Annotated in this window: 14 protein-coding genes and 2 pseudogenes; 8 read left to right on the plus strand and 8 right to left on the minus strand. The window is 59.7% G+C overall.

What is annotated here, in order from left to right; all coding sequences use genetic code 11:
* The 5 genes from P0D89_RS46765 to P0D89_RS46785 all read left to right on the plus strand — a co-directional run.
* Positions 1–446: tyrosine-type recombinase/integrase (locus P0D89_RS46765; protein ID WP_408378821.1), on the plus strand; the 446-nt coding region annotated here is incomplete at its 5' end.
* A gap of 45 nt (positions 447–491) precedes the next feature.
* The gene (locus tag P0D89_RS46770) at positions 492–773 is read left to right on the plus strand and encodes a site-specific integrase (RefSeq protein ID WP_408378824.1); all 282 of its coding nucleotides are present in this window, start codon (positions 492–494) and stop codon (positions 771–773) included.
* Positions 770–1,840 (plus strand): tyrosine-type recombinase/integrase, encoded by a 1,071-nt coding sequence (locus tag P0D89_RS46775; protein WP_408378827.1) that lies wholly within the window; start codon positions 770–772, stop codon positions 1,838–1,840. Before P0D89_RS46770 ends, P0D89_RS46775 begins: the two co-directional genes overlap by 4 nt.
* Before the next feature lie 432 nt (positions 1,841–2,272).
* On the plus strand, positions 2,273–3,580 hold the full coding sequence (gene ltrA, locus P0D89_RS46780; RefSeq protein ID WP_408378830.1) for a group II intron reverse transcriptase/maturase: 1,308 nt from the start codon (positions 2,273–2,275) through the stop codon (positions 3,578–3,580).
* A gap of 107 nt (positions 3,581–3,687) precedes the next feature.
* A protein-coding gene (locus P0D89_RS46785; protein WP_408378833.1) for an IS3 family transposase occupies positions 3,688–5,249 on the plus strand; the annotation gives its coding sequence in 2 pieces (ribosomal slippage) (positions 3,688–4,126 and positions 4,126–5,249; 1,563 coding nt in all).
* A 248-nt stretch (positions 5,250–5,497) separates the two neighbouring features.
* Here the strand turns inward: P0D89_RS46785 and P0D89_RS46790 are convergent.
* The 6 genes and pseudogenes from P0D89_RS46790 to P0D89_RS46815 all read right to left on the minus strand — a co-directional run bounded on the left by P0D89_RS46790 (position 5,498) and on the right by P0D89_RS46815 (position 9,271).
* On the minus strand, positions 5,498–5,695 hold the full coding sequence (locus tag P0D89_RS46790) for a hypothetical protein (RefSeq protein WP_408378836.1): 198 nt from the start codon (positions 5,693–5,695) through the stop codon (positions 5,498–5,500).
* 13 nt (positions 5,696–5,708) lie between these two features.
* On the minus strand, positions 5,709–5,849 hold the full coding sequence (locus tag P0D89_RS46795) for a hypothetical protein (RefSeq protein ID WP_408378838.1): 141 nt from the start codon (positions 5,847–5,849) through the stop codon (positions 5,709–5,711).
* 9 nt (positions 5,850–5,858) lie between these two features.
* Positions 5,859–6,152, minus strand: coding sequence for a hypothetical protein (locus tag P0D89_RS46800; RefSeq protein WP_408378841.1), 294 nt, complete (start codon positions 6,150–6,152; stop codon positions 5,859–5,861).
* Positions 6,153–6,163: 11 nt separating this feature from the next.
* A complete protein-coding gene (locus tag P0D89_RS46805) occupies positions 6,164–6,316 on the minus strand; it encodes a hypothetical protein (RefSeq protein WP_408378843.1) in 153 nt (50 codons plus the stop codon).
* Between the two features lie 175 nt (positions 6,317–6,491).
* Positions 6,492–7,636: pseudogene (locus P0D89_RS46810) on the minus strand (IS3 family transposase); the annotation flags it as partial.
* Between the two features lie 1,350 nt (positions 7,637–8,986).
* A complete protein-coding gene (locus P0D89_RS46815) occupies positions 8,987–9,271 on the minus strand; it encodes a hypothetical protein (RefSeq protein WP_408366163.1) in 285 nt (94 codons plus the stop codon).
* A gap of 336 nt (positions 9,272–9,607) precedes the next feature.
* Between P0D89_RS46815 and P0D89_RS46820 the strand changes: the two genes are divergently transcribed.
* Positions 9,608–10,180, plus strand: coding sequence for a toll/interleukin-1 receptor domain-containing protein (locus P0D89_RS46820; protein WP_408366161.1), 573 nt, complete (start codon positions 9,608–9,610; stop codon positions 10,178–10,180).
* A 964-nt stretch (positions 10,181–11,144) separates the two neighbouring features.
* Positions 11,145–11,333, plus strand: a pseudogene (locus P0D89_RS46825) (transposase); the annotation flags it as partial.
* A 116-nt stretch (positions 11,334–11,449) separates the two neighbouring features.
* Here P0D89_RS46825 and P0D89_RS46830 read toward each other — a convergent pair.
* Together P0D89_RS46830 and P0D89_RS46835 are read right to left on the minus strand one after the other, a co-directional pair.
* Entirely contained in the window at positions 11,450–11,815 is a 366-nt protein-coding gene (locus P0D89_RS46830; RefSeq protein WP_408366159.1) for a hypothetical protein, read from the minus strand.
* A 120-nt stretch (positions 11,816–11,935) separates the two neighbouring features.
* Complete coding sequence (locus P0D89_RS46835) at positions 11,936–12,175, minus strand: CDGSH iron-sulfur domain-containing protein (RefSeq protein WP_408366157.1); 240 nt, start codon at positions 12,173–12,175, stop codon at positions 11,936–11,938.
* Positions 12,176–12,881: 706 nt separating this feature from the next.
* On the opposite strand from P0D89_RS46835, the gene P0D89_RS46840 reads away from it, so the two are divergent.
* Complete coding sequence (locus P0D89_RS46840; protein WP_408366155.1) at positions 12,882–13,439, plus strand: BON domain-containing protein; 558 nt, start codon at positions 12,882–12,884, stop codon at positions 13,437–13,439.
* The last annotated feature ends 130 nt before the right edge of the window (positions 13,440–13,569 follow it).

Raw genomic sequence — 13,569 nt, forward strand, 5'->3', positions numbered from 1 at the left:
AAAAATCCCCGTCAGTTCAACCGGTGATCTGGGCTCAGCGATTAAGTGTGGTGCGGGGCTTTGCACGCTATCTGAATGCCTTCGATCCGCGCACGGAGATTCCACCGGCCGAACTGTTACCGCACCGGTATCATCGGCGCGCTCCCTACCTTTACACCGATGAGGAAACCCAGCAGATATTGGCTGCGGCGGTGGCCCTTCCTCCGGCATCGGGACTACGGCGGTGGACTTATTTTACGCTGATAGGCTTGCTAAGCGTCACGGGATTGCGACCCGGTGAAGCGGTCAATCTGGAACTGGAAGACGTTGACTTGAAAGAATGCGTGCTGACGGTACGGGGAAGCAAATTTGGCAAGTCGAGATGGGTTCCCATTCATTCCTCCACCCGAGATGCACTTGCAGACTATCTTCGACGTCGCGAGCGATGTCTTGCCGGGCGCCCGTAAACCCATGTGTTTATCACTTCGCAAGGCAACCCTCTCAATGGAGACATGGTTTCACATACATTTGCGGCGCTCACACGGGAAATCGGTCTTCGCGATTCGTCAACAAGGCGCGCTCCGCGCCTGATCGACTATCGCCATTTATTTGCGGTCACGACGCTGGCGAGATTAGACCGATCGGGTAAAGACCCGGTGCGTTGGTTACCGGTGCTGTCGACCTTCCTCGGGCACCAGTGGGAGAGAGATACATACTGGTATGTAGAGCAGCACCCAGAGCTCATGAAGCAGGCGATGAAGCGCCTGGAGCATCGTTGGAAGGATGTGTCATGAAATCTACCGTCAGTTTCCCAGCGTTAGTGCAGCGGTTCTTTACGGAACGTCTCATGCAACAGCGGCAGGCCAGTCCGCACACCATCAGTTCGTATCGCGACACGTTCAGGCTGCTTCTCCGCTTTGCCTACAAGCGTCTGCACAAACCGCCGGATCATCTGGCGTTTGAGGACATCAATGCGCCGCTCGTGACGGCATTTCTGAATGATCTGGAGCAGACCCGAGCCATCAGTGCCCGCACCCGGAATCTGCGCCTGACGGCGATCCGCTCGTTCTTCCGTTACGCGGCCTTCGAGGCGCCCGCGTATTCCGCGCAGATCCAGCGCGTGCTGTCTATGCCCGGCAAACGCTACGATCGCAGGCTCATTCACTTTCTGACGCGGCCGGAAGTCAAGGCGCTGCTCGCTGCACCCGATAAGCGCACCTGGTGTGGTCGTCGCGATCATGCTTTACTCCGACTGGGTGTGGAGACAGGACTTCGAGTGTCGGAGATGACCGGCCTCACACGCGAGGACGTGACCCTCGGCACAGGCGCGCACATTGATGTTGTGGGTAAAGGTCGAAAACAGCGCGTTACCCCTTTTAGCAAGCAGACCGCCGCTATTCTAAAAGCATGGATGAAAGAGCCTCGCATACCCAACAGTGACGCGCTGTTTCCGAGTGTTCGAGGTGGGCATCTCAGTCCGGACGCGGTACAACGTCTCCTGAAAAAGTACACTACCCAGGCTGCAAGGGGATGTCCTTCGCTGCGAAAGAAACAGGTGGCGCCGCACGTGCTGAGGCACACGGCAGCCATGGAATTATTGCAAGCCGGCGTGGATCCATTCAACATTGCCTTGTGGATGGGCCATGAATCGCTCCAGACAACCCAGATGTACCTGGATGCCAGTCTGGAACTGAAGGAGAAAATTCTCGCTAATGTCGGACCACATGATGGCAAGCCCGTACGATACCGGCCTGACAGTAAGCTCGCGGCGTTTCTCATGGGTCTCCCCCCGCGTCAGAATACTTGTCGGTGTGCCAAGAAGGAAAGCGACAGTACGTCGCTGTACATGCTGTATCCGTGATGAGGGCCGGCCCCTCGGTGTCGCCGATCAGGCGGTGATACCAAACCACCCAGAGCTGCACTCGTTAAGAGCGGGTGTGGTGAGCGTCTGTGGAAAAGGCGGGATGAATCCCGTCAGGTGTGCAGTAAGGAGGCGAACGAAAGTGAACCATCGAAGAAGTGTCGATAATTGCAATGATGTCAAAACCGAGGACTCGACAACGCCTCGGGATCAGTCAAACGGCAACCTGAAGGTGGGTTTGACGGCATCCGGCATAGAGGTGGCGCGACCTTTCTGCAGGCGTGGATATGGAACTTGGGAACCTGTCGTCTCGATGTCAAGGGAGAAACTCAAGCGGAGAACCCGTGAGAGTGAGAGTACCGATGCGAGGCACAGGGGCGGAGTCATGCGTAGTAGCGTTGAAGGGGTTGTAATGACTTCCGGAGCGAAGGCATGACCTTGTCTGGTGGTGATCATGGAACAACTGCGACGCGGGATGATTCCGGGGTTGACGCCAAGTCGTTCGAGATACCCAAGCGATTGATCTGGGAAGCCTGGAAACGCGTGGCGGCCAATCAAGGCGGACCGGGCGTGGACCGGGAGAGTATTGAAACCTTCCGCAATCGTTTGGCGAGAAATCTGTACGCTCTGTGGAATCGAATGAGTTCGGGGAGTTACTTTCCTCAACCGGTCAAGGAGGTGCTGATACCGAAGGGGGACGGGTTTCGTCCTCTCGGGGTACCGACAATCACTGACCGAGTGGCTCAGATGGCGGTCAAGTTACTGGTTGAGCCGGGAATCGATGCGATATTCCATTCATCATCGTTCGGTTATCGGCCTAACAAATCGGCGAAGCAAGCTGTTGCGCAAGCGAGAAGGAACTGCTGGCGCTACGACTGGGTAGTCGACATTGACCTGAAATCCTTCTTTGACACCATCGACCACGGGCTTCTCAGGCGTGCGGTAGAAAAGCACGTTTCGGAGCCATGGGCACGACTCTACATCAGACGCTGGCTAGAGAGTCCGGTACAGAAGCAAACCGGGGAGCTGGTTGCTCGGGATCGAGGCACTCCGCAAGGTGGAGTGATCAGTCCGCTATTGGCTAACCTCTTTCTTCACTACGCGTTTGATCGATGGGTTCAGACTGAGCATCCGGAGGTGCCGTTTGAACGGTATGCCGACGATGTTGTCTGTCATTGCAGGACGAAGCAGCAGGCGGAAAAATTCTTGTCTGCCTTGCGGGCGCGGCTTACCGCTTGTGGGCTTTCGCTACACCCGGAAAAGACGCGCTTGGTGTACTGCAGGGATGGACGACGTCGAGAGGAACATACCGACACTAAGTTCGACTTCCTTGGTTTCAGCTTTCACGCTCGGACGGTGCAAGATCGGGCGGGGCAGTTGTTCACGGGTTTCGGACCCGCGGTGAGTCAAAAAGCGCTGAAGCGTAAGTCTCAGGCCATCCGAAGCATGAGTCTTAATCGGAGTACCTCATTGACACTGCGCGAGTTGGCGCGGCGCATAAACCCAATGGTACGGGGATGGGTGAATTACTACGGTGCCTTCTATCCGGAGCCGCTAAAACGGTTCCTGGTCAGAATAGACTTACGGCTTGGCGGGTGGGCGCGCAACAAGTACAAGCGGCTGAGGGGACACAAACGACGATCTTGGGCATGGCTCAAACGATGTCGGGAAAGTCTTCCCCAACTGTTCGCGCACTGGGATTTCTGTTTCGAAGAACGGCGGACAAGAGGAGCCGTATGAATCGAGAGATTCACGTACGGATCTGTGAGAGCCTGAGGGGGCAGTTCCCTCGGGCCACTCGACCTCCAATACAATCGATGAACTGGGGGCGATGATGAGAAAGCGAATTGGCAAAATACGGACAAGCATTCAAGGACAGAGCGGTTGCACGGTTGTTGCCGCCGGAGAGCGCGGCGTTGGAAGACGTTGCACGTGAGGTTGGCGTGGGAGTGGGGACGCTGGAGCGCTGGCGCAGTGATGCGCTGTCCAGGCCCGCTCGCGAGCGGGCCTGGACAGCGGCGGCCCGATTCGACGCCGTGCTGACGAGCGCTACGATGGATGAGGCTGCCAGGAGCGCATGGTGCCGTGCCAACGGTGTGTACCCGCACGAGCTGGCTTCCTGGCGGCAAAGCGCCACGCAGGCGCTGGCCGAGCCCGAGGAGGCGCGTGCCAGCCCCCAGCAGACGCAGCAGGACCGGCGTCGCATCAAGGAACTCGAGCGCGAACTGCGTCGCAAGGACCGTGCGCTGGCTGAGACGGCCGCGCTGCTGGTCCTATCAAAAAAAGTCGCGGCGATCTTCAGCACGGGCGAGGGCGAATGATCGGCCTCGAAGATCGCCAGTCGCTGGCTCATGATATCCACACCGCGCACAAGGCCGGCGCACGGCTGCGTCTGGCCTGCGAGACGGCCGGCATCGACGTGCGCACGCTGCAGCGCTGGAATGCCGGCGCGGGCCTCGTATCGGGCGATGGCAGGCTCCATGCGGTACGCCCGCAACCGGCGCATGCGCTAAGCGCCGCCGAGCGTGCCGAGGTGCTGCGCGTAGCCAACGAGCCGCGCTTCGCCGATATGCCTCCTGCGCGCATCGTGCCCATGCTGGCTGATGAAGGCGTGTACATCGCCAGCGAATCCACCTTCGCCCGCGTGCTGCGCGAGCACGGGCAAACCACACATCGCGGCCGGGCCAAAGCACCCAGGGCGGGGCGACCGCCGACCACGCACATCGCTGGCGCAGCACGGGAAGTCTGGTGCTGGGATATGACCTATTTACCCGCCGAGGTCGCCGGTCAATGGTTTTACCTGTACCTGATCCTCGATCTGTACAGCCGCAAGATCGTCGGATGGGAGGTGCACGAGCGCGACGATGCCAGCCATGCTGCCCATCTGGTGCGGCGCACAGCGCTGGCCGAGGGCATCGCTACTCTGGCGGACAAGCCGGTGCTGCACGGAGACAACGGCTCCACGCTCAAGGCCACGACCGTGCTGGCCATGCTTCACTGGCTTGGAGTGAAGCCCTCGTACTCGCGCCCACGCGTCAGCGACGACAACGCCTTTGCCGAGGCGCTGTTCCGCACGGCCAAGTACCGACCGGAGTTCCCCAACACGGGCTTCGCCGATCTCAATGCTGCACGCAACTGGGCAAGCGACTTCGTGCATTGGTACAACTTCGACCACCGTCACAGCAGCATCCGCTACGTCAGTCCGGCGCAGCGCCATGACGGCGACGATCACGCGATCCTCGCGGCGCGTCACGAGGTGTATGTCCAGGCGCGGGAACGCAACCCGGCACGCTGGTCACGCTCCACGCGAGACTGGACGCCAATCGGCGCAGTCACCCTCAATCCGGAGCGCGAGTCAGTCGTCACGATGGCCTCGCTCGCCACACTTAAACAGCCTTTGGCTGCATGACTGAGGCGACAAGTACCTTGACACGCGCCGGTCTTTAGCCATTAAAACTATGCCGATTCGGGCGACCGGAGAATGACCTCCTGCTGGGCTCTTTACAAGCATTATCGTGATCCAATCCCAGCTTTGATCGGCATTGCCATGAACGCGGCATAGTTGCCGCTACGCCGCTAGCGGCGTAGCGGCAGATCGCGTCCATTGTCCCTAGTATGCGTCTATGTCAAGAGCCGAACCTTCGTTGCAAGGTGCGATCAGACGTGCTGCGGTGAGACATGCTCGCGCAGTTCGGGATTCTGGAAGTGCTCCGAGAGTCCAAGAGCGCTCTTAACACGCGCCACGTGCTCTGCGAATCGTGCATCAATCGCGGCATCTCGACGGTCCATCGCGGCAAACAGTTCCTGCCCGGAAGCGTTCTCGTAGGCTTCGATTTGCGCGGCGGTTCTTTCCATGATGCTTTCTTTCCTATTCGAAATCCGGGTCAACGATATAGCCGCCTCGCGGTCCGGCTACTGCCACCGGTCGTTTCAGCATGGCGTACTTGAACGTCTGCCATGTGATCTTTCGCTTCAACAGCAACATGCCGGCATTGAACGTGTAGCGCATGGTCTTTTCCTAGTTGTTGCTCGGGATGTCCCTAACAGGCCGCATGAAGTGCGCTTGCCGCCACACAAGCCACTTGAATCTGCATGACGGGTCGATAATGTAGGTCACCGGTTCGCTTGTGGTCCGCTTTATGGTGTCATCCAACATCGCCTGCAGGAACGCCGTCTCTGACAGATCCTCCAACGCAAGAAAGCCGACCAGAAACAACACTCCGGTCACGATCACGTGATCCGGAAGGCTGGCCATCAAGAAGAGCAGCAACGCTACCAACCCGACCATCTCTTTGCGTTGATATGAACCCACGATCTTTTCCGTTATGTAGATTTGCGACGGACCTTGCCGTGTTCGCGTGCAGGGCCGTTCTGAAGATCCTGCGGCCCGATGCCCCATTCATCCATCCTTGCATTAATGTCGCGAATCGCCTTGACTTTCTCGCCAGCAAGCGCGACCTCGATTTTCAGGTCCAACGTTGAGGTTGACCCGGTTGGACGGACAGATTTGCAGTTGGGTTTAATGTGTTGCTGATCCTCCATGGATTGTTGGATCTCGGGTTGTCCACGGCCGGGCGGCGGGTCGCCTGTCACGACCGTGACGCTGCCCGGCGGTGGGCAACCCGCACTGCGATGGCGTTTGCTCCTGCGCATGCAGGCTTTCGAATTCGAGCGGTGCGCGATAACCGATGCTGCTGTGCAGGCGGCGTACGTTGTACCAGCCCTCCAGGAAGGAGAAGATGCGCCGCCTGGCCTGATCATGGGTATCGAAGTGTTCGCGCATGAGCAGCTCGGCTTCGAGCGTGCCGAAGAACGACTCGCACATCGCATTGTCATAGGCGTCGCCTGCGGTGCCCATCGATGGCTGCACGCCTGCCTCGCGGCAGCGGCGTCCGAAGGCAATCGACGTATATTGGCACCCCTGATCCGAATGATGGATCACGCCCACGGGCCGCCGCTGCGACAATGCCATGTCCAGTGCGCGCAGCATCAGTTCGGTGTACAGATGGTTCGACATTGCCCAGCCCACGATACGCCGGCTGAATACATCAAGCACGACGGCCAGATAGAGGAAACCCTCGCCGGTCGGAATGTAGGTGGCATCGGCCACCCACAACACGTTCGGTGCGGCGGCGCTGAAGTGGCGGCGCACCAGATCGGGCGCGCGCCGCGCTCCTGCGCGCGGGTGCGTGGTGAGCTTCCAGCGCCGGCGGGTGGCCCCGCACAGACCAGCCAGACGCATCAGACGCGCCACCCGTTTGCGCCCCACGTGCACCCCATCACGCGCCAGCTGCGCGTGAATACGGGGCGCCCCGTATGTGCCACGCGAGCTTGCATGCAGGGTGTGGATGCGCGCCAGCAACTGCGCGTCACTGCGTGCATGCGCCGATGGCTCTCTTGCCAGCCACCCGTAATAGCCGCTCGTGGAGACCCTGAGCAGCCGCGCCATCGTGGCGATGGGCCAGCGGGCCCGGTTCGCTCTCATGAATCCGTATCCTTCGGCGATACGGCTCCCGTCTCCCGGGCAAACCAGGCCGCTGCGTGAGAGAGTATGTCTCTTTCCATCTTCAGTTGCCGATTCTCACGACGCAGCCGCGAAAGCTCCTGCCGCTCGGCGGTGGTCAGCCCGTCATGGCGCCCGCCCGCATCACGACCGGCCTGTGCCACCCAGTTGTAGATGGTCTGCGCGGTCGGCTCGAACTCCTTTTCCAGTTCTTCCGGCGTGCGCCCGGCCTTCACCAGATCAACCATTTGCGCCCGGAATTCCGCCGGGTACGGGGTACGATGCTTGCCCATTTCGGCACCTCCTCTTCAAAAGGATAGGCGTCCGTTTTTGCGGGTCAACTTCACGTCGCAAGTTCAGCCTTCAGTTCCAGATACCTCGACATGCGTCTTTTCCTATGCTTGTCCGACCCCGCGGTGCATCGCAAAAAGCAGTAAAACGCCTAGCGTCACAATAGCCGCTCCAACTACCAAGGGATGAGTCGCCGACTGTGATAACAGCCAAGCTGCATGCCCTTTGAGATACGTTCCAAACGATGTTTGCATAACGCGCGTGAGAATCGCGGCGACTACCGATAACCCGAGGACGATGCTCACGATCGGTCCAATGTCTGAATTCATATGTTTTCCTTGTTTCGCGCACGGAAAAACCGCTGTGCGCTTTTCCTATCCATGTCCAACCGCGCGGCGCTTCGCGTGGGCGAGCAAAAGCCGGTTCGTCAGAACCGCCGCTCCAACCAGCAAAAGGCCGACCGTAAGAACTGCCGCGCCGACCAGCAAGGGATGACTGGCGGCCTGTGCTCGCAGCCACGCTAAATATCCCTTGAGAGCCGTGGCAAGCGGTGTTTGCGCGATGACCCCGGCGACCCCCAACATGCCGAGACCTTTCCTCGCGTTACCGCCGCGAGCCTCTGATTGCTTGAACGAACAGCGCTCGCATTTTAGCGTGCTCCCTTTCGGCAATCGCTGGATCCGGGCGCCAGCAACCGAGACCTCCCGCATAGACGTCAAACCCGATATCGAAGAGGGCAGAGAGTGCCAAATCCGCGGTTTCAAAGACGGCGTCGTCCAGACCCGATTCGCCAGAGCCGGTGGCTCGCAGGGCCGTGACGCCACCGTCGATGTGACTCAACTTCACCTGCCAGCCACCAGCGACGGGCGAGAGACAGAAGTCCGTCAGTAGACGGCCAGCGCGAAGGCTACGCGCCACTTCTTTGGAGACATATGCGACGCGCATCGTTTGACTGATCCATTTGAAGTTTCTAACTGCAAACACCTTGCATAGGCGGCCGGAGTATGTCGCGCCGCGATGCGACTGTGTAGGTTGACACGAACCCAAGTCATTAACGGCTGTCGCGACAATAAATTTAGAGCGCGCGCTTAGTTTGCGTCAGGACGCATACTTCGAAGTTCGCGCGCCGTCCCGGCCATTGCGTTCACGCCACGCTGCAGCGACCTATGGTCAAGCCGGGCGATGCCGATGGACCTCACGTCAAAGCCAATCTTGCCGGCTGCCCGAATTGCTGCGTCCAGCAGCGATTTTGAAAAGGCAGACACCCCCGGCGTGAGCGGCGAAACGAACGAGCGCACTATTAAACGTACAGACTTTTGTGTTGTGAGTCCGCGACTTTGCAGTTACTCCGCTTATCCGTGGCTGTCTTCGCCACGCTCGCAATCGTCAATATTCGCCTGAAGCGCTTTCAGCATCCCCGTCACGTCGGCGCGCGTCATTTGCGGGTTAGTTCGCTTTTCCTCCAAAATCGCGGAAATCTGGTCGTCGGTCACGTGAGACGCGCTCAGAAGATTGAGTTCAGAAAAACTGAAGTACTTCACAGCCTCAGCGTCCCCGCCGAATCGCCGATGGCAGCGGATGTAGGCGTGCGCACTTGAACGGGAAATGCCCAATTCGCGATAGAAGAAGTCGTACACAAGGCCGGCCCCTCGATTTCGCTCGTGAACCGTATCCCCGGCCTTAGCCGTGTGGTAGCTGGTCCCCGCCGAGACGAGGCCGGCTCTGCAGGTGTCCGCCTAGACGGACAAGATCGTCGACGCTTCTCCTGATAGGGATGGTTCCTCGATCATCCTGACGCATCTCATCGAGCAAATCGGCAAGCCGATCGCGAAGCGCCGTCATATGAGGCCGGTTGCCGGAAGGATCCGAAGTTCGGCGTCATTCGGGACGTTATCCGTCGCAGGGATGAGGTCCGGATCGAGTACGAAATTCGTGAGATTGCTCCGTTCCTGTCCGCTGCGGACATGAACGAGATGGCGTTCGAACTCGACATCTCGAAGTGGGAGATGAACCGTTCGCACTGGGCCGTTAAGGATGTGAACCTTGCAAAGGTATTGAGAAGCCGGAACATCTTTCTCCCGGCTTGGGCGCGCGATGCCACCAAGACGGTGGATATTTCGACGCATGTCTTCGATATCGCTCTCTCGTTTCCTGGCGAGGCGCGGCCCATCGTCGAATCCATAGCGCGCGAGATCGAACGCCTAGTCGGTCCCGATTCATACTTTTACGACAACAATTATCAGGCGCAGCTCGCACGTCCTTCCCTCGATGTTTTGCTGCAGGACATCTACAGGAAACGGTCGAAGCTGGTGGTCGTGTGCATCGGCAGCGATTACCAGGCGAAGGATTGGTGCGGCGTCGAATTCCGCGCGATCAAGGACATCATCATGGCGCGGGAGCACGACCGCATTATGTTTGTAAAGCTGGATGACGGTCCGGTCGATGGCGTTTTCAAAACCGATGGCTACATCGACGCGAGGCGCTTCTCGCCGGATGAGATTGCGCACTTTATCCAACAACGGATCGAACTGCTCGACCGTCGATAGATTGCCCGGAACGCTTTTGTCTGAAGCGGGTACCCGACCGTGCAGGGGGACGACGCCGCCGCCCGGCCCGCATTCAAGGTCGACGTCCGCCTCGGTCAGACCTCCCCTGATGCAGCCTTGATCACATCGCGGAGCCACTACTGCGCCGGTAGATCCTCGGCGCCCTCCTGCCAATACAGATTGACAACGGAATGCCGGGATAGGCAGCGACAACGCTAGGATTTTGACCGCCCGACGCTGAACACCGTAAGCGTTATGCTATCTCGCGGCGGCTGTCTATCGCGGTGGCGGGTGCAGTTCACCAAGCGTATTTGGAGCGGGCGTGTCGAATCCATTCCCACTTCGTCAGGTAGCTTAGCGCGTGCAGGAGCAGTCGACCGGTCCCAGGGGGCGGCCCCAACGTGCTGAACACCGACAGCTCCTTGTTGCGCCAGTCCGCTACGCGAACGTCTCAGTCCGGCCAGGAACCGCCATTCGCCCGCACCGTCGCTCGGACATTCAGGCGTCGGTTCTACCCAGGAAGCGGCCATTCAATTCGCGACGTTGAACGTTGCTTCATCGGCCTTAGCCGACATTGGGCCGGTCTGGATTCTACGTCGGCAATCTGGCGGATTGCCTACGGTGGCGGTATTGAGCAGCTGGACGGCGGCTTCCTGCATTTGCGAACTCACACTTCCGTTAAGGGTTATTCGATGCCTGCCATCGGCCACAGGGATGTGACGGCGCCTCCGCGCGTGTCGGCAGGCGTCGAATAAGCCTTAACGTCAAGCGCCTCTCGCGTCGTCACAAAGCAGCCGCAAGTCGCTCCGTCATTCGCTGTGGGCGGCCGTCGACGATGCCGCTGTTGCGAAAACCGCGTTCTTATCGCAACAGCGGAGCTGACCGCACGCAATGACTCAGTGAGGTAAGCCACCGGCTTTGCCGGTGGACTCACCAAGGTTTGACCTTTACGCCGGTCGGCGTGGGCGAGAGCGCAATTCAGATAGCCCGGAAGTATGGCGCACGGCAGCGAAATTTCACCGGCGAGCACTTCTGGGCTCGAGGCTACTTCGTTTCCACGGTGGGGCTGGACGAGGACATGGTACGAGCGTACATCCGCAATCAGGAGGAAGAGGACGAACGATACGACCAGATGACGCGAGTCATGGAGTAAGCCGCCAGGGGCGGCTCACGGTTTCATGGCCGCCTTTGAGGCGCTCACAATTTCAAGCCACCGGCTTTGCCGGTGGTATTTGACTGCCTTGGGAGGCGGCGCAACCCCCCACGTTGTCAAACGCAACAGGGCGTACGACAGAGCCTCGGTTGCGGACAAGCAACAGATAAAGGTGCGCGTTTAATCTTCAGCTCGAATGGCCAGTTCTCGTCGTCAAATGGCTGACTGAAATCGAGCTCATCGACCGGCCGTTCGCCGGGCATTACCAGGTCGACAAGTATTGGTATGAATGTGAACGCGATGGCCAAACCGTCCGCGAGCCGGTCACGCTGCAGCGCGTGCGGGCTTTGATCACCGAGCCGGCACCTGATTAGGACGTCCGGCGCGGTGAACTGGCCATTCGCGGCGTGGCCTGGTCCGGTGCGGCTCAGATTGCGCGCGCGGAGATAAGCATGGGCGAAGGAAGCTGGCAGGAGGCTCATCTCGTGTCTCCTCGATATTTTCTCATCGACCCACGCATGGGTATTTTCGTTCAGCCTCGAAGTTGCCGGTCACGATACGCAGCTGCCGGTCACAACCGGCCCTGACGAACGTCACGGCGATCACTGGTTCGACGCATCAGGTGTCTGGCCTTCCTGCGGCTCTTCGTCAAGGTCGCTTAGGAACCCGGCTTTCTTGTGCGAACCATCGCAGAATGGCTTGTTGTGCGAGTGGCCGCATCGACATAGCCAGATCTCATCCTTAGTCACCTCGATTTCTTTCCCGCCTTGGGTGGTAATCTTGAAGTCGCCTTTGATGTGGTACGGGCCGTCGTTCCGGGGGGTGATGATAGCAGTCGCCATTTGCGTCTCCGATGAGTGTGAATCGCGCGGTCCCCCACATGGTCGGGACACTCGATGCAGCAACCTGAGTACAAGTCCAATTTCAGTCTACATCTGATACCGCGCGAAGGTGCGACACGCCTCGGCTCGGCCTGGCTTCTGGCGGACGACCTCGCGCAGAAGCGCTTGGTGCATCTCGCGCCGCACTGTCCGCCGGTATCCAGGGGCGAAGAGGTATCGGCAGATGCCATGCCGCGGCCCGACCGTCCGGGACGCCTATCTTGGACGCGCGCCCGTGAATGCCCGGGCTTACAGCATGTCAACGACCCGTCGACCTAAGGAGGTACCCGTGATCACCGCCATCGTCCTCTATGACCTACCGCCGGACATCGGCCTCGAGGAGTGCCACGCCCACTTCACGAAGATCGCCCCGGATTTCCTCGAAAATTCCGGGTCGATCTCGACCGTTCGGTCTGGGGCTGGACGAACTGGTCCGGCACTGTGGAGGGCTAATGCGAAAAAGCGCACAGACCGAAGGTCAGTGCGAAGTGGGGATGACCCGGGTACCGCGGTTAGGCAGTTCAATTCGCTGGCCGGACCGGACAAGTCCGGTGATCGCGGTGGCGCCTGCCGGTGTGGATTTCTAGTAAAACCAGATATGGAGACATGGCAGGAGTTGGCCCTCCGGGGGGGCGCCTCGCATCAAGCCGGGCTCAGGAGGACATCGATGACGATCGACTACCGCTGCATGCTGTGCGCGCTGATGCTGGTGACGCCCGGCACGCATGCCGAGGACGACCTGCAGAACCGCGGTCATGACCCGTTCTTCCAGGTCTCCTCTGCGATTCCCAACTGCCCGGAGCCCGCCGGCCCGCGCGTGAATGAAGCCGAGTGGAAGCGCGAATCGCATCACCGCATCGAGCACGGCAACCACTGTTGGCTGGAAGGGCGCTGCCGCCTGCCGAACGCCTTCGCTTACGACGAGGAGATTGCCGACAGCACGCACCGCCGGCTGCAATGGCTGTCGGCCAACCTGCCGGGGTGGCGCCAGAGTACCTTGTGGGTGACGGTATGGCAGCGTTGGATGCTGGTCCAGGGCTGCGTGGCACCGAACTTTCCAGTGGCGCAGTTCGTGGCCGCGCTACGCGAAGTTCCCGATGTCGAGCGCGTCATCGATGAAACTACTGCGCACCCGGAGCGGGGTGTGCCTTATGCGCAGTTCCGCAAGGGCCCGTCATCGCAAGGCAGCATGAAAGCGGGCGCGGTCGACAGCCCGGTGCCGTAGACCGGATAACGCATGTCCATGCCGGTTCAGCCTCGGGGAACAACAAGGGTTTCGAGACGCGAAATCATTGTGTCACCGGCGAAAGCCGGTCACGCAGGCTGGCGGGGACGCAGAGCAGCAAGGTCTCAGT

Origin of the sequence: Paraburkholderia sp. RL18-085-BIA-A (assembly GCF_046027075.1) — a bacterium.
Taxonomy (GTDB): Bacteria; Pseudomonadota; Gammaproteobacteria; order Burkholderiales; family Burkholderiaceae; genus Paraburkholderia.